The following is a 16,436-nucleotide window of genomic DNA, read 5'->3' as shown; positions in this document are numbered from 1 at the left end:
AATAAGTTCGCCGGTTGGTGCTAGCATAGCAACAATCGAGAATTCGGAGGAAACATCGATTCCGACTACGAAATCGTTAAGAAACTGAGACAAGGGAACACAACCTTTCAAACAGAATGAATCAGAGCATCCACTTAAGAAGAATGTCAAACAACCTTGCATTTGAAACGGGTAACACTAGAATAGTGACCCAACCAGCTAAACATCGAATCATTCTTGTGGAGTGACACGCTATTTTACGGATAAGCCTCAAAAAGAGGGATCCAGGAGGAACGCACATCTATCTCTCTGCCAAAAGTGATTATAGCACGATATTTACTGATTGAGGTCCAACGTGTCAACTAATTCATCTGAACAATAAGGAGTAAGTTATCAAGGAACGTTCGGGTTGGTTTTGAACCATCGACCCTATATCTATCTTACAAGGAGGATGGGTATATGGGAATTAGTGATCATTCTGAACCAATGGTTGGACCGGAATCAAGTCTGCTCATGTCCATAAATGAAAACGGACTTGGCTTAGTGGTTGAACCAATCAAGACACAAAAAATCTATCAAGTTGTTTTTGAAAGTATCAGGGATTCTATTATTAACGGAGAATTGAAGGCCGGCCAAAAACTACCTCCCGAGCGAGTCTTAGCAAAACGCTTTCAAGTTAGCCGTACTTCCATTCGCGAAGCCCTAATGGCCTTGGAAATAAGCGGAATTATTGAGATTAAATCTTCTGAAGGCAGCTTTATCCGGCAGATTGAAACAAAAACCCTGATTAACGATTTATCTGCAGCGATTATTAAAGCCGAAGATAGTATGGTTTATGAAATGCTGGAAGTGCGCAGGCTTATTGAATCTGAATGCGCAGCCCTGGCAGCCGTTCGCGCTTCATCCTTTAATCTTGCCCGAATCCGTCAACATTTGGATGACATGGCAAAATCAGAATTTGACGAAGAATCCGGTCTATCTGCCGACGTTAATTTCCATTATTCTGTAGCTCAAGCAGCAAATAGTCCTATCCTTTTTGATTTAATGAAGGTTCTTGTCAATCGCATGAAAGGTACGATCAGAGCAACACGCTGCTACAGATTCTCTCAACCAAATCGTTTTGAAGAAACACTGAATGAACATAAAGATATTTATATTGCCATTTCTTCAAACAATCCTGATAGAGCTAGAAGTCTTATGACTAAACACCTCATTGATATCCGAGAGGAAATTGCTATTATTTCTTTAGTCAGAAATAAATTGACATTCATAACTGACGAAAAGCAAAGCCAAGCTGATCTCTGAAAATCAACTTGGCTTGATGTTTAACTAAGTTTATCTTAACTAGTCGTTTATTCCTTTCAAAGCTTGAGCTAAACTATGAATGGATCTATAAAAGAATCTTATTGAAAAGTTGGGAGAAAAGATGAGTAAATATCGAGCTTGGCTATTACTTGTGGCAACCAATTTATTTTGGGCGGGGAACTATGTGTTTGGAAAGTATGTAATTGCGGACATAACACCGCTCTGGACTACCTTCTCTCGTTGGCTGTTAGCCTTATTATTCTTGTTTCCGATCGCTTACTTTCTGGAAAAGCCGAACTGGAAGACGGTAAAGAAGGCCTGGCTTTCGTTAGTTAGTATGGGATTACTGGGGGTCATCGGTTACAACATGTTCCTATATTCCGCCCTAGAGTATACCTCATCAACGAATGCCGCGTTGGTTAGCGCCATAAACCCTGCAGTCATCGTCCTGTTTTCTGTCTTTTTGCTTCGAGAGAAAATCTCACGGATTCAAACGTCGGGGATTGTTCTTTCTCTGATAGGAACTTTCGTGATCATAACACAAGGTAATCTTGGCCAACTATTCCAAAGGGAGTATAACAAGGGCGATATACTCATGTTAGCGGCTGTTGTGATCTGGACCCTATACTCCATCGTTGGAAGGCGACTTACGACTGTTCCCCCTATCACCGCTACGGCTGTATCAGCTTTATTTGCGACGATAATAATTGCCCCTTTTGCTCTTGCGCAGGGGATTAATGTGACAGAAATTGGCCCCTTAGCTGTGACGGGGATTCTATATATGGCAATATTTCCTTCAGTTTTTTCGTTTGTTTTCTGGAATATGTCCGTTCGAGCCATTGGAATCAGCCAGGCAGGAATCTTTCTGAATTTGATCCCCGTTTTCACCGCACTTATTAGCGGGATTCTAGGTGAACAAATTACAGCAACACAAGTCCTGGGCGGATCACTCGTCTTCATGGGGGTTTACTTAACAACAGGAATGCTAGATCATAAATTTGCAGTCTTATTCGCTAACCACAATTGATCATGGGGTCAGGCTTGAATTATTCCTTTTTCTTTCAAAATCCTTCTCCTTTCAGTCAATCCAACTAATTATATAAATTATAATTATTATTTTCACTATCTATTACCACATAACTATAGTTTTTTCCGTTTCTCTCATCAATAGTAATTAGATCAAGCGCAAATTCTTTTGCTTCTTTTAAGGTATCAAATTCATATTCCCCAATATGATCTTTGGCAATTTCATCATGAACTATTAAAATAAACGTCATTTTAAATCCCCTTTCTTCATCTTAAAAGTTTTTATAGTGAGGATCTCTAAGAGTCTGGGGTCCATCTAATAATTAATATGTTTTTTGATTTGAGTTTATCTATATCTAAATCAAAGTAGACACACTTGAAACATACTTGAGCAATACAACTTAGTTTCCACATCTTTCCTACATTTCCTCTCAAGATCGAAAAAAAATCCAAAAGTGAACTAGTTCAGCAAAACTGAACATCGAGACTTCGGTGACGTAAGTCTCCAGTGACGATAGTGTCCAGTGGACATTATCGCCGAAAGCGCACAACCCTTAACGAATACTATCGCGCTGAAGGATTACTTATGCCGAAGGCGCAGAGCCACTGACGAATACTTGCGCAACCTAGGATGGACTCTACCTCCTTCGCCGCTAAGTGTTCTTATTGGGAAAGGCGACTCGGCGATACTCTCCACAGGAGACTATCGTCACCGAAGCAGAATAAGGAACACCCACTTATAGAAGTGGGTGTCTCGGAATTGATTAAACAAATAAAAGGGGGAGCTTAAGGCTCCCTCATCCTACATCATATACTTAAATCCAACTCTTCTTTTTCATCGTCCAATTCCACAGAACTTGGTAAGTTAAATGTTTTCTGCTATATAATAAATTAATTTTTCGGTACTTTCCCAACCAAGACAGGCATCCGTAATTGATTTTCCATAAATATTCTCTCCTATACCTTGCTTGCCTTCTAATAGATAGCTTTCAATCATGAGACCCTTGATTATTTTCTTGATTAACGTGTCATATTTCCTACTCATTAATACTTCTCTAGCGATTCTTGGCTGTTCTGCATAGCACTTCATAGAATTTGCATGGTTTGTGTCTACAATAATTGATGGATTTGACAATTGCAAGTTTTCATACTCTTTAGCAATGCGTATTAAATCCTCAAAATGATAATTCGGGATATTTCTACCATAAGAATCCACCGCACCTCTTAAAATAGCATGGGTCAGAGGATTACCGCTTGTTTCAATTTCCCAGCCATTATAGATAAAAGTATGGCCCTGCTGTGCAGCTATAATTGAGTTCAACATGACTGACAGGTCACCACTTGTGGGATTTTTCATACCTACTGGTGTATCAACACCACTCACGGTTAATCTGTGTTGTTGATTTTCGACGGAACGAGCTCCAATTGCAATGTATCCCAAAACATCTGAGAGATAGGTATAGTTTTCCGGGTAAAGCATTTCATCGGCAGCGGGCATGTAAAATTCACATAATGATCTTAAATGCATTTTTCGGATGGCTTTTATTCCTTCAAATAAATCTGGTTTTTTGCTTGGGTCTGGTTGATGCGCCATGCCTTTATACCCTTCACCCGTCGTTCGAGGCTTATTGGTATAGATTCTTGGAATAATTATAATTGAATCGTTTACTTTTTCCTGAACCCCAGCAAGTTTTTCAATATACTCGCAGACAGAGTCTTCATTATCCGCTGAACATGGACCTATTATAAGAATAAATCGATCATCCTTATCTTGAAAGATATCCCTTATTTCTCTATCTCTTTTTTCTTTAATAGCTTTAATGTGCTTTGGCAAAGGAATTTGCTCTATAATCTCATCCGCAGTTGGAATTCGTTTCAGGAATTTAATACTCATTTCCAATTCTCCTTCGTAAAACAACGACAGTTTTCATGATTGTGATTGTTTTAGTATAAATTTTTTTCCCAAGACTAGCAATGTATATTTTTTCATCTATTGTTAAAAACATGTACAAAGTCTGACGTGAAAATGCTGATTTTGGTAATGTCGATACGGTGAAAACCCTCCAAGCATAAAACGAAACTACCTTTGTCTTAGGTAGTTTCGCGAATGCCGTTGTCATTTTCTTTGAAGAAGATACCGCGTATTACCATATTCCTCAATTTCCTGTCTCCTTGCCTCATATCCCTTGCGTCCCATTAAGGCATACGTCCCAATTTTCCCTTCCTCAACTCCGGGCTGATCAAAGGCGTTAATATTCAAAAGCTCTCCCATATAAGCGGTCTCCCACTCGAGCATAACCAACAATTGTCCGATATGAAAGGCATCCAAGCTGGGAAGTACTATCTTCTGATGTTGTCGCCCCGCTAAGGTTAGAGCGTATTCCGTAGCTTTCTGTTCTGCAATCAACAACTCTGCTAAAGTACGACCCCCTAAAAATTGAATATCCTCGGGCAACTCTCCAATGTCTGATGGGATCTCTTGATCTTCCCTGAATTTGCCAACTGTCACAAACGCGATAGTCTTATCATCAGGACCCTCGACATATAACTGAACTTGAGAATGTTGATCAGTGACTCCCAGTGCCTTTACGGGTGTTTGTCCGAGCTGAACTACACATCCCTGTCGATCCAGACGTTTTCCTAAGCTTTCTGCCCATAATTGAGCATACCAATCTGCTATGGTTTTAAGGCCGTCAGCATAGGGCATCAAGACAGAGATGTTTTTGCCTTTTCGCCATGACAAAAGGGCAAGTGCTGATCGCAATTGAGCAGGATTGGAGAACACCCCCTTCGTTTCTCGAATCCTCTGATCCATTTCTAGAGCGCCTTCGAGAAGCTGGTTAACATCAATTCCACAAATAGCAGCCGCAAGTAATCCTACGGGGGTCAGTTCTGAGAAGCGCCCTCCAATAGCAGAGGGAATCACAAAACGCTGAAATCCTTCTTTGAGGGCAATCGGCAACAGATTTCCTTTTTCTTTATCTGTGGTTACGACAATATGTTTGGTATAGTGGTCTCCACATTCCCGACGCAAAATGTCTCGAATGATCATGAATTGAGCCATAGTTTCTGAGGTGTTGCCTGATTTACTAATGACATTAAAAAGAGTTTTATGTGGATCGAGTATATGTAACAATTCATGAAAACGCATTGGGTCAATGTTGTCCACCACATAAAGGCGTGGACGGTGACCACGACGTTCTGGAGGAAGTTCGTTATAATAATAATGGTTGAGAGCTTGGTGAACAGCCATCGGCCCGAGTGCAGAGCCACCAATTCCCAAGACAACAAAATTCTCAAATTTTAAGGCTGCCTGGTTTGCATACTCTATGATCTCAGCAAGCTGGCTTTTCATAGAGGGTAAAAGCCTCGAAAAATCAAGTTCCCCAGCTTCTCTCCGTTTGTCAAGTGAGGTTTGGGCTGCATCTAAAACAGCTTGGAGGTCCTTCAGTTCTGAATTTGAAAACCCCTTCATATTTTGTGAACTTTGCATCATCCCCGTATAATCGAGCACAATTCCAGGTCGTACTTGATCTACCATGATTCCACCCCATTCTCTTATTTGATTGACCATAAATGCTAAATCGAAAGCTCATTGGCTAAGTCATATAGTTCTCTGTTAAAGGGGCTCCGTGTTCCATAAGCAGCATCAATGGGACTAGAGACCACCCTCTGATTGACATATGCAGTCATCCGATTAGACTCTCCGGCCATAATAATCTCAATCGCTTTTCCGCCCATGGCTGCTGCAATCACTGCATCTAGAGCGCTTGGATTTCCACCGCGTTGTAAATGGCCTAAAACAGTAATTCTCGTCTCAAATCCAGAACGTTCCCGTAATTCTTCTCCAATTTTGTAAGCACTTCCCACCCCTTCAGACACTAAAATAATACTATGATTTTTCCCACGTTGATGACCACGCTTTAATTTTTCGCTAATCTCATCCAAATCGTAGGGGATTTCAGGCACAAGAATCGATTCTGCTCCACAGGCGATACCGGCCTGCAGGGCAATATTTCCGCAATCCCGACCCATTACCTCTACTATGAAGGTGCGCTCGTGGGAGGACGCTGTATCCCTAATCTTGCTGACTGCGTCGACTACCGTATTAATGGCGGTATCAAATCCTATAGTTAAATCCGTTCCAGCGATATCATTATCAATAGTCCCTGGAATCCCCACGACCTGAAATCCCTTAGCCGCTAACGTCTGTGCTCCTCGAAACGACCCATCTCCGCCAATCACTACCAAGGCGTCAATCTGTAACTTATGTAACTGCTCGAAGGCCTTTTGTTGCCCTTCAACTGTCCGCATTTCTTCAGATCGTGCCGTTTTCAAGATAGTTCCTCCGCGAAGCACAATATCAGCTACTGAGCCTATGGTCATTTCTTGAATTTCTCCATGGATAAGTCCCTCATAACCACGGTTTATCCCGAAAACATTTAAATCGTGGTAAATTCCTTTCCGAACCACAGCGCGTAGGGCTGCGTTCATTCCGGGAGCATCTCCACCACTAGTCAGCACTGCTATCCGTTGTATATTACCTGCCATCGGATCACCCCTTATCATTATCTTGCAATCTATGACTTTTTACACTGTTTATCCCTATCTTTATTCGCAGGAAAACAGACCGGTTTCTATGCTTTAATCACTCATTAATTCTGCTTTAAAAGTGTTGATAATAGATTGATATTTTTTGTTTAATTCTTCGTCTTTAGCCAGCTTTTCATGCATTTTATTAAAGGAGGTTATCATTGTATTATGATTACGGTTAAAATAACTCCCTAAGGCAGGATAAGAAAGTTTACAAAGCGTCCGAATGGCGTAAATTGCCATTTGTCTCGCCTCATTCACCTGTTGTTTCCGATCTGGACTCTGCAACTCTTCCAAGGAAATACCCATGGTCTGACTTACAACTCGCATAATATTGATTGGATCAGCGGCTGAATTTCGGTCGCTAATTTGCTTTTCCCAATAAGCCTGAAAACAAGAGAGGCTCAGCTCATCCTGACAGGATTCTGCGAATTGAATAAATCGGGTTATTGTGCTGATTGCATCCGCTAAATTATCTGTACGCTCAGCGATCACACTCACCACTGAATTATCTAAATAAAGGCGCTTCGCGTGAATATAATCCATGAGGAAAAGCTCTAATTCATGGTTTAAAGGCCGATGCACGGGGATAACGACTCCACTTAACAAACGCGAGGCCAGCCTCTCCCCTAGAAACTCTAGATTTAGTAATTCCGCTTCTACTGAGACCACCATCTTTCCTCCATTACCAATGACGTGTTCATAGGTATAGTGGAGTTCCTCGATGGACTTGGACTTCCCTGTTAAAGATTGAAGATCGTCTATTAATAGGAGTTCTGCTGTACGGTAGCGTTGACGAAATAGGTTGAACTTATTCTCGTGAGCGGCATACGCATACTGGCGTGCAAAAGATAAGGCATCCGTCATTTGGCTTTCATGCTTCAACTCGATTTTTTGATACAGATAGCGTAACAAAGCCGATTTACCGATCCCTCGTGGCCCATAAATCAGTGTAACCCCTGGTGCATTTTCTAGCTGGTAACCTTTGATCAGACGCCATGCCCGATAATTAAAGTCACTTATAAACCATTTCAAGAATGCCTCTCCTTTATTAACTAGTTACCCAACTTTGCTGTCAACGTCATTATGCCATAAGACAGTCGAGGAATTTAGTCTTAACTGTCGAAGGGGTCTAACCTCTGACTACTAGCCTCCGACCTCCGACTTCTGACTTGTCAGATACCGATAACACTCTTCTGCAATAACCGTTAAGTGTTTCGTACGACGGGTTAAAAGGTAGAAACCGCGCTCTAGGTTAAAATTTTGAACGTTCATCCAGACTAAACCTTGTTTCTCACCAGACTCTAAAGCATGCTTTGACAAAAACGAGTAGCCAATCCCAGAACGAACAGCATTTTTTACAGCTTCTGTACTTCCAACTTCTAACACGATATTAAAATCATTCAGATCAGAACCACTTCTCATGAGTGCTTCCTCGAAAGCTCTCCGATGTCCGGACCCGGACTCACGTATGATCATGGGATAGTCTTTAAGTTGGTTTAGTTCAATGCTTTGAGATAAACTTAAGACATGGTCAGAAGAAAACACACAAGCTAGTTCATCCTTAAGCCAAAAATCAGAGGTTAGTTTTTCGGTATCAAAAACCGCTCCCACTACGGCAAAATCCACCTCATGAGTTAGAACCTTTTCTGCCATCTCCAGACTGTCCCCTATGGATAGTTTAAATTTAATCTCTGGATACAAGTTCCGAAAAGAGGCTAAGTAAGCAGGAAGTAAGTATTCACCTGGGATGTGCGAAGCGCCAATATGAACTTTCCCATTCATGACTCTTTCGGATCCTCCGATTTCTCTCATTAGTTCTGACCATTCATCCAGCATTTGCAAAGTATGCCGATAAACAGTCTCACCCTCCGAGGTTAAGGCAAAACCCTTTCCTTTACGATATAGCAATTTTACCCCTAATTTCTCCTCAAATGCTCGGATTTGATTGGAGACTGCGGGTTGGCTGATTCCCAATTTCCGCGCGACTACTGTAAAACTCTGTTCCTCTACTACTTGACTGAATAAACGCATTAAATCTAACATGCTACCTCCTTCAACCAAAGAAGCCTTGTATGCTTACTAAATAAGTGTAAAGAAGAAGAGGGCATAGCCCTCCTCTTCAAAGATAGATAATTTTAAATGTCAATTAAAGCGGACACCTATAGTTGAAGAGTTACTTTCTTCATTCTCTGATCTTCTAACGGTTTATCTCCACGATCTTTCGGTACACTGACAATTCGATCGACTTCCTCCATACCTTCGATGACCTTTCCAAAGGCTGCATACTGCCCATCTAAGTGGGTTGAGGCCTTGACCACAATAAAAAATTGAGAACTGGCAGAATTAGGGGCTGAAGTCCGAGCCATAGAGATAACTCCACGGTCGTGTTTTAAATCATTTTTAAACCCGTTACCAGAAAACTCCCCGCGGACTGTTTGTTTACTTCCACCCATGCCTGTCCCATCAGGATCCCCGCCTTGGATCATGAAGCCTGGAATGATTCTGTGGAAAATAAGACCATCGTAAAAGCCTTGAGAAACAAGCGTAACAAAATTCTGAACACTTTCAGGCGCTATCGAAGGATAAAGTTCAAGTTTAATAAGGTTACTGTTTTCCATTTCGATCGTTACGATTGGGTTTTGCTTAAGTTCTTGATCTTGAGAAGTTTCATTTGTCACCTAAGTGGCCTCCTTTATGTTTGGGTTTTTTCTTATGTATTATACCACTGTGGATAAATTTTCCCTAATTTCATTCTTCCTTACTAACTCGACCTCGCCTCACATTATAGAGATAGATCAAGATAACAATAATGGCAAGCACAATTGCGCCCCGGGCCAAGTAACCATGCATGACAAACGTAATTTTCCGCCAATGCACACCAAGAATTCTTCCAAGGGTAATGAAGGTTAACGACCAAAGAAAGGCACCTGTCCCAGCTAAAGCAGCATATCGTCCATAATGAAGTTCACTCATACCAGAAAAATAGGCCGTAAAATGACGAAATCCAGGGAAAAAATATCCTATCACAATCAAGCTATCACCATACCGCTGAAACCAATGTTCAGCTCGGGCGATCCTTTTTTCATTGAGATGAAGATAAGGAGCAATCTTATGCAAGAACGGGATTCCTAAACGCCTGCCAATCCAATAGCTAAGATTCATACCTAAGAAACTGCCAAGGGTGGCAACTACAAGGGTTTTTCCAAAAGCCATATGACCCACTGAAGTTTGAAAGCCACTGAAGGTCATTAGAAATTCATCGGGGACAGGAACCCCTATCATACCAAACGTTAGCAAGATGAATAAGCCAACATAGCGATAGTGATAGATTATGTCAATAAAATTCAGATCAAGCCCGTGCATGGTCTACCTGCTTTCCCCATCAGCTTTGTCATTTTAAGCTTTGCGTCGACTTATTTATATAGATTCTACCTTCATATGTGATATTCCTTCAAAAATATTCAAAGCAGATGCAATTTTCTAGCATCTGCTTTGAATAAAGCGTATTTTAATGAACTGCTGGTTTCTTTCTCAACTGCTCGTTGTCTGTCGTCGGCTAACAAGCCCATTAGCACATTCAAAAAGAACCTTTTTAGAATCGACCACCGTTTCAAGAACAACTGGCTTCCCCCAAAGAAATTGTACAAGAGCTAAGGTTTTTTCTAGATAGACGATATCAAGATCCACTCCTTCGTGACGATGTTTAAGAGATAGTCCTCCTTTACCATCATGATCCCCTCCGAGCACGACAATCCGTGGATTACCCCCATTAACCAATTGTTGCACAAGGTTGTCTCGCACTTTCTCCCATTTATTGTCTGTAACCTGCCAATGTGCTCCGATTTTGCGGAAATTGAAAAGGTTTAGCTCCTCTACTAACTCGATAGTAAGGTGATTGCGGATAAACGAAAGGTCATTTTCAGTTTCACGAAGCTCCCATAAATACTCAAGCGGTTTAACTTTGGCTAGATATTCCCATATTTTTACACCCAAATAATAAGGATTTAGCCCTAAGCGAGAAGGCTGAACGACTTGACTATGCATTATCGCAAAGTCAAGCGTCTCCGCATCGCTTAGATCTAGTTCGCGCATAATTCTGGCATGCCAAAAGGTCGCCCAGCCTTCATTGATAATCTTCGTCTCAATTTGGGGATAGAAATATAACGACTCCTCACGAACGATACTGACAATATCTCTTTGCCATTCATTAAGTCCAGGTGCAAATCGAATTAAATAGAGTAAAAGATCTTCAAACTCTTGTGGCGTCACTAATTCTAAATTGTCCTTTTGTTTGTCTTCCCAAAGATCTTCATAAGGTTGAGATCTCCTATTGACAGCTTTCTTTTGACAATTATCCCGTTGATTTCCTGATTTATTTTCGACGTTATGGTTTTTGGGGCTAATATGCGATCGGAAATCCACATGTTCTTGAATAGCAAGAACTGCATCTAAGATTTTTTCAACCCGGTCTCGCCCATATCGAATTTCATATTCTCGAATTTTTTCTGCATGAGCCCCCATCCGTTCAACCATGTCCTTTGGAGTCCGCGAAAAATAACGATTGTTATTAAAAAAATCAACATGGGCATAAACATGCCCAATCACAAGTTTATTTTGAATTAATCGATTTCCTTCTAACAAAAATGCATAGGCAGGATTTGTGTTAATCACTAGTTCATAAATCCTGCTCAAATTCAAATCATATTGTAACTTCATGCGATAGAAAGCTTTGCCAAAGCTCCAATGTGTAAAACGCACCGGCATTCCATAAGCACCGAACGAATATAATGCTTCTGCTGGAACAATTTCAAAGTTCACAGGACAGAATTTGAGTCCCATGCCACGGGCCACGTGAGCGATTTCTTGCGCTATCGTACTTAAGGATCGCTTCTCATTGTCCATGACTACCCTCCTAGCGATACCACGTTTGAGCGTTTAAGAGAACTAGCGAAGCCATGTCGGCGGGGTACAAGATATTAAGAAAAAACTGTTTTAAGTGCTTCATACACCTCAGTTCGATCCCTGATCGTTACTAGACGAAGTTTGGGATCTGAAATACGTTTTAAGGTTGACATTAAAGTACTGGAGTAGTGAGTTCTTAAGATCTCTCCATAGCCTACAATTTGGCTTATTTCAACCAATTGTTTCATGAGAGACAAGGCTCTTGTATTATCAGAACCGATATTATCTCCATCCGTAAAATGAACTGGGTAAATATTGAAGTGAGCTGGAGGATAGTCCTTTTCCACTAAATCCAGAGCATATTTATAAACGGATGAACAGCGAGTTCCTCCACTTTCCCCACGTGTGAAGAATTCTTCCTCTGTAACTTCCTTAGCCTCAGTATGATGAGCTAAAAACCGAATTTCTACATTTTCATACTTAAGACGCAGGAAACGGACCATCCAAAAGAAGAACGTTCGGGAAATATACTTTTCGAATTGCCCCATGGAACCTGAGGTATCCATCATTGCTAGAATCACTGCATTTGTCTCGAAATTCGGACGAGTCTCCCAGGTTTTAAAGCGCAAGTCTTCGGGAGAAATTCGTAATTTTGACTTCTTTTCCTTCTTGGCAAAGGCTTGCCTCTTGATACTTTCCAGTAAGGTACGTTTCTTATCCACATTGGCCATTAACCCTTTTTTTCGAACGTCATTAAATTCCGGACGGTCATGGGCAATAAGGGGTTTTTTCTTATCATCTAAATTTGGTAGTTTTAATTCTTCGAAGAGAATACTAGCTAAATCCTCGTACGTAACTTCCGCTTCATAGATATCTTGGCCAGGTGCTTCACCTGCTCCACTCCCTGCCCCGCCTTTACCGTCTCCTTGATCTCGACCTAAGATTTCCCCCGGGACCATCTTTTTAGTTCCCTGTCCGGTATGATTCTTTTTATTAAAATCATAGCGAAAACGAAATTCTTCCAGAGAACGCATAGGGATCTTGGTGTTCTTTTTGCCATCAGATAAGATAATACTTTCATCGACTATTAAATCACCCAGTTGTTGCTTGATGATTTCTTCGACTTTTTCTTTGTGCCTTGTTTGGTCAAGATGTCCTTTACGATGTAAACTCCAGTCATCACGACTCACGATAATCTCGTCAGACACACTAATCCCCCTTCCTCTTTAGCGGTTAAGGAGGGCCCCAACATACTTAACAATCTCATTGGCACAGATTGGACAATAGCCATGCTCTTTTACGAGACGATCCATGACATTGTTAATACGTCGCAATTGCTCCTGATCTGGATGGGCGACAGAGGTTGTAATTTTTACGATATCCTTAAGATCAGCAAATAATTTCTTTTCGATTGCTTCTTTCAGGCGCTCATGAGACTCATAGCTAAAGGTTTTTCCTTTTCGTGCATACATCGAAATCCGAATCAGAATCTCTTCACGGAATGTCTTTTTAGCATTATCCGAAACACCAATTTGTTCCTCGATACTGCGCATGAGTTGTTCATCAGGCGCTAATTCTTCACCCGTGATGGAGTCATATAGTTTTGTGGAATTGCAAAACGCCTCAACGTTATCGAGATAATTACTTAATAGTGATTTGGCAGATTCCTCATAGGCATAGACAAACGCTTTCTGAACTTCTTTCTTAGCCATTTCGTCATATTCACGGCGAGCCACAGAAATAAGATTGAGAAGATTTTCTTTTTCCTCTTTCATAATAGAAGTATGCTGAGAGAGGCCGTCTTTCAAGGCCCTTAAAATATCCAACGCGTTGATACACGCATGTTCATCTCGAATCAAAGCCGTAGAAATGCGGTTAATTACGTAACGTGGATCTACTCCACTCATACCTTCTCCTTGTTCTTCTCCTTCTATTGCTAACTCCTTAATATCTTTCTGGTTAAACCCTTCCACATCTTCCCCGTCATAGATTCTCATCTTTTTCACAAGATCCATGCCTTGTTTTTTCGATGGTTTCATGCGCGAGAGCACGCTGAATACTGAGGTCGCCCAAAGGCTATGAGGTGCCAAATGCACATTGCGTATATCACTTTGACTGATTAACTTGTTGTATATTTTAACTTCATCACTAACGCGGAGATTATATGGAATATGCATGACAATAATTCTTGATTGAAGAGCTTCGTTTTTCTTGTTGCCGATAAAGGCACGATATTCATTTTCATTCGTATGGGCAATGACCAGCTCGTCAGCGGAGATGAGCGCAAAGCGGCCAGCTTTGAAATTTCCTTCCTGTGAAAGACTTAGCAGATTCCAGAGAAACTTTTCATCGGATTTTAACATTTCCTGGAATTCCATTAAACCTCTATTGGCCTTATTAAGTTCACCATCGAAACGATAGGCACGCGGATCAGACTCGGATCCATATTCTGTAATTGAGGAAAAATCAATACTTCCCGTTAAATCAGCAATATCTTGAGATTTAGGGTCCGAGGGAGTAAACGTACCGACTCCAACCCGTTGCTCTTCTGAAAAGAGGATTCTTTTAATGGGGAAAGACTCAACCTCACCGCTAAATTCCTCATCTAGTCTTAAACGGCATACTGGGCAAAGATTTCCTTCGATACGAATACTATACCTTTCCTCAAATTGAGAACGTAAGGAGACTGGCAAGAGGTGCAGAGGGTCCTCATGCATGGGGCACCCTTCAATAGCATAGACCGCTCCTTCATCGGTTCTTGTGAAATCTTCAAGCCCTCTCTTCAGAAGGCTTACGATGGTTGATTTACCGCCACTCACTGGTCCCATCAACAATAATATGCGTTTACGGACATCTAATCGTTTGGCAGCACTGTGAAAATACTCTTCAATAAGGCGTTCCAAGGTTTTATCCATTCCGAATAACTCTTTGTCAAAAAATTTATATATTTTCTGATCTCCGATTTTCTCAACCCCGGCCGCTTTGATCATGGCATAGATTCGAGCATGGGCATGCAACGCTAAATTGGTATTTTCTGTAACCATTTGCAAATAATCTGCAAACGTACCACTCCAAGCCAGAGCAGCCTCTCCTTCACGATATTCACGCAACCACTTTATGACTTCCATGGTAACCCTCCCTTCTCTAACAACCAGCAAAACTATCTAGTCTAATTATATATATGCCAATTCAAAGAAGTTAAGTCACTCTTCATTTGTGTATAATATTTATAAAGAATCCCACGCCAGCTTAGTCGCCTAAATTTACAGTTGTCTTCATCTGAGTATTGCTAAACTTCAATCTAGAAAATTAAAATCGTCCATGCCTCACCCTTGTTGGATCAGCATGGACGACCTACAAAATTTCGCGTTGAGCATCTTAGAATTCAATGCCTTGACGTGACATGACTCCCTGTTCAAAGGGATGTTTTTTCTGTACCATTTCCGTTACCAAATCGGCTCGATCCATTAAGGTCTGAGAAGCATTTCGACCGGTTAACACCAGCTCGACGTGAGAAGGCTTATTATTCATTAAATCTAGAACATCCTCTTCAGGAATTAAATCAAACCAAACCGCGTTCACAATTTCATCTAAGATAACTATATCCCATTCTCCCGAAAGAATAATCTCCTGCGCTCTGGAGAAGGCCTTTTGCGCTTCCTCGATGTTCTCCTTAAGGGGTTCCCCTTTGTGAACCCATCCAGATCCTCCAAAGTGTTCGAGTTGACATTCCGGGCTCAAACGCTTTAAGCCGGCTAATTCTCCGTAAGTATCCTGACCTTTCATAAACTGGATAATATAGACTTGAAAACCATGCCCCACTGCACGTATTGCTAATCCAAAAGCAGCCGTCGATTTTCCCTTGCCATTGCCAGTATAAATTTGCACTAATCCTTGGGAAAGATTTGACATCGTTACACCTTCCGTATCCATTTTTCAAGCTGGGGATGTATATACACAACATTAGGGGAGGTTAGTATTTCCGGAAACCGCTCCAAAGTTTGTCGATTAAACGCAATCGAAAAAAATAACTTGATAGATGACTTTTCATCGGTTGCTCTTAGTTCTACTTTATCAGGATAAAAGTAATAAACATAGCTGCCATCTCGCCAGGAGATTTCTAGTTCCCCTAGCTTTACACAGATTATTCCAAATTCCTCTACCTTCACAAAGGATACCCCTGTGAATCCTTGTTTAAATCGTTCAGCTTCCAAGGCAACCTGTCCAACTTTAAATTGGGATTCCAACAATTGTTCTACAATGAGTCGGGCTGGGATAGAAATGTCTTCAAAAACCCTGCGCTCACTGCGCAATTCAACAAGCATTCGCTCAAATTTTTGAACATGGATCGAACGCACCAGTTGAGCCTTCTTTAAAGCCTTTTCAAAGGTATGATATACATCTTCCAAGCATTCGAGGAGTATTGAATCTTCTTCCCGCATGATAATCCCCCCCATCCCTCCCTTTATTCAGAGAGACATTCTATAACTTCATTCTAACTGAACAACAATGATTAATAAAGCTAGATTTCCATTATTTGAGGAAATATCTTGCATTTACTTTTTCTTGCGCAAACGTTTAGACACCCTTTGAACTCTTAACTCAATCCAATCTGTTGCTACTTCAGC

At 41.1% G+C, this 16,436-nt stretch carries 15 protein-coding genes; 2 read left to right on the top strand and 13 right to left on the bottom strand.

The window, feature by feature from the left end; genetic code table 11:
- Nucleotides 1-438 precede the first annotated feature (438 nt).
- Complete coding sequence (locus JL57_RS27740) at nucleotides 439-1,284, top strand: FadR/GntR family transcriptional regulator (protein ID WP_291300670.1); 846 nt, start codon at nucleotides 439-441, stop codon at nucleotides 1,282-1,284.
- A gap of 121 nt (nucleotides 1,285-1,405) precedes the next feature.
- A complete protein-coding gene (locus JL57_RS27735; RefSeq protein ID WP_034145137.1) occupies nucleotides 1,406-2,311 on the top strand; it encodes a DMT family transporter in 906 nt (301 codons plus the stop codon).
- Nucleotides 2,312-2,375: 64 nt separating this feature from the next.
- Here the strand turns inward: JL57_RS27735 and JL57_RS27730 are convergent, their stop codons facing one another.
- The 13 genes from JL57_RS27730 to JL57_RS27665 all read right to left on the bottom strand — a co-directional run bounded on the left by JL57_RS27730 (nucleotide 2,376) and on the right by JL57_RS27665 (nucleotide 16,250).
- Nucleotides 2,376-2,561, bottom strand: coding sequence for a hypothetical protein (locus JL57_RS27730; protein WP_034145136.1), 186 nt, complete (start codon nucleotides 2,559-2,561; stop codon nucleotides 2,376-2,378).
- A gap of 614 nt (nucleotides 2,562-3,175) precedes the next feature.
- Nucleotides 3,176-4,204 (bottom strand): 3-deoxy-7-phosphoheptulonate synthase, encoded by a 1,029-nt coding sequence (locus tag JL57_RS27725; RefSeq protein ID WP_034145135.1) that lies wholly within the window; start codon nucleotides 4,202-4,204, stop codon nucleotides 3,176-3,178.
- A 222-nt stretch (nucleotides 4,205-4,426) separates the two neighbouring features.
- A complete protein-coding gene (locus JL57_RS27715) occupies nucleotides 4,427-5,851 on the bottom strand; it encodes a glucose-6-phosphate isomerase (protein ID WP_034145133.1) in 1,425 nt (474 codons plus the stop codon).
- Between the two features lie 38 nt (nucleotides 5,852-5,889).
- A complete protein-coding gene (gene pfkA, locus JL57_RS27710) occupies nucleotides 5,890-6,861 on the bottom strand; it encodes a 6-phosphofructokinase (RefSeq protein WP_034145132.1) in 972 nt (323 codons plus the stop codon).
- Nucleotides 6,862-6,954: 93 nt separating this feature from the next.
- On the bottom strand, nucleotides 6,955-7,938 hold the full coding sequence (locus JL57_RS27705; RefSeq protein WP_034145131.1) for a DnaA ATPase domain-containing protein: 984 nt from the start codon (nucleotides 7,936-7,938) through the stop codon (nucleotides 6,955-6,957).
- Between the two features lie 111 nt (nucleotides 7,939-8,049).
- Nucleotides 8,050-8,949, bottom strand: coding sequence for a selenium metabolism-associated LysR family transcriptional regulator (locus tag JL57_RS27700; protein ID WP_034145130.1), 900 nt, complete (start codon nucleotides 8,947-8,949; stop codon nucleotides 8,050-8,052).
- Between the two features lie 116 nt (nucleotides 8,950-9,065).
- Entirely contained in the window at nucleotides 9,066-9,584 is a 519-nt protein-coding gene (locus JL57_RS27695) for a peptidylprolyl isomerase (RefSeq protein WP_034145129.1), read from the bottom strand.
- A 70-nt stretch (nucleotides 9,585-9,654) separates the two neighbouring features.
- Nucleotides 9,655-10,269 (bottom strand): DedA family protein, encoded by a 615-nt coding sequence (locus tag JL57_RS27690; protein WP_034145128.1) that lies wholly within the window; start codon nucleotides 10,267-10,269, stop codon nucleotides 9,655-9,657.
- Nucleotides 10,270-10,437: 168 nt separating this feature from the next.
- The gene (locus JL57_RS27685) at nucleotides 10,438-11,808 is read right to left on the bottom strand and encodes a SpoVR family protein (RefSeq protein WP_034145127.1); all 1,371 of its coding nucleotides are present in this window, start codon (nucleotides 11,806-11,808) and stop codon (nucleotides 10,438-10,440) included.
- Nucleotides 11,809-11,882: 74 nt separating this feature from the next.
- A complete protein-coding gene (yhbH, locus tag JL57_RS27680) occupies nucleotides 11,883-13,016 on the bottom strand; it encodes a sporulation protein YhbH (RefSeq protein ID WP_034145126.1) in 1,134 nt (377 codons plus the stop codon).
- An 18-nt stretch (nucleotides 13,017-13,034) separates the two neighbouring features.
- A complete protein-coding gene (locus tag JL57_RS27675; protein WP_034145125.1) occupies nucleotides 13,035-14,936 on the bottom strand; it encodes a PrkA family serine protein kinase in 1,902 nt (633 codons plus the stop codon).
- Between the two features lie 250 nt (nucleotides 14,937-15,186).
- Complete coding sequence (cobO, locus tag JL57_RS27670; protein WP_034145124.1) at nucleotides 15,187-15,720, bottom strand: cob(I)yrinic acid a,c-diamide adenosyltransferase; 534 nt, start codon at nucleotides 15,718-15,720, stop codon at nucleotides 15,187-15,189.
- A gap of 2 nt (nucleotides 15,721-15,722) precedes the next feature.
- Complete coding sequence (locus JL57_RS27665) at nucleotides 15,723-16,250, bottom strand: hypothetical protein (protein ID WP_034141890.1); 528 nt, start codon at nucleotides 16,248-16,250, stop codon at nucleotides 15,723-15,725.
- Between the last annotated feature and the right edge of the window lie 186 nt (nucleotides 16,251-16,436).

The organism is Desulfosporosinus sp. BICA1-9 (genome assembly GCF_000802135.1).
Note: the sequence above shows the minus strand (reverse complement) of the source record. Positions and strands in the feature narration are given on the sequence as shown.

Bases quoted from the DNA above. Each gene is read 5' to 3' on its own strand.
- JL57_RS27675 (WP_034145125.1), bottom strand. From the start codon at position 14,936: ATGGAAGTCATAAAGTGGTTGCGTGAATATCGTGAAGGAGAGGCTGCT.
- JL57_RS27665 (WP_034141890.1), bottom strand. From the start codon at position 16,250: ATGCGGGAAGAAGATTCAATACTCCTCGAATGCTTGGAAGATGTATAT.
- JL57_RS27735 (WP_034145137.1), top strand. From the start codon at position 1,406: ATGAGTAAATATCGAGCTTGGCTATTACTTGTGGCAACCAATTTATTT.
- cobO (WP_034145124.1), bottom strand. From the start codon at position 15,720: ATGTCAAATCTTTCCCAAGGATTAGTGCAAATTTATACTGGCAATGGC.
- JL57_RS27700 (WP_034145130.1), bottom strand. From the start codon at position 8,949: ATGTTAGATTTAATGCGTTTATTCAGTCAAGTAGTAGAGGAACAGAGT.
- JL57_RS27690 (WP_034145128.1), bottom strand. From the start codon at position 10,269: ATGCACGGGCTTGATCTGAATTTTATTGACATAATCTATCACTATCGC.
- JL57_RS27685 (WP_034145127.1), bottom strand. From the start codon at position 11,808: ATGGACAATGAGAAGCGATCCTTAAGTACGATAGCGCAAGAAATCGCT.
- JL57_RS27740 (WP_291300670.1), top strand. From the start codon at position 439: ATGGGAATTAGTGATCATTCTGAACCAATGGTTGGACCGGAATCAAGT.
- JL57_RS27715 (WP_034145133.1), bottom strand. From the start codon at position 5,851: ATGGTAGATCAAGTACGACCTGGAATTGTGCTCGATTATACGGGGATG.
- JL57_RS27730 (WP_034145136.1), bottom strand. From the start codon at position 2,561: ATGACGTTTATTTTAATAGTTCATGATGAAATTGCCAAAGATCATATT.
- pfkA (WP_034145132.1), bottom strand. From the start codon at position 6,861: ATGGCAGGTAATATACAACGGATAGCAGTGCTGACTAGTGGTGGAGAT.
- JL57_RS27725 (WP_034145135.1), bottom strand. From the start codon at position 4,204: ATGAGTATTAAATTCCTGAAACGAATTCCAACTGCGGATGAGATTATA.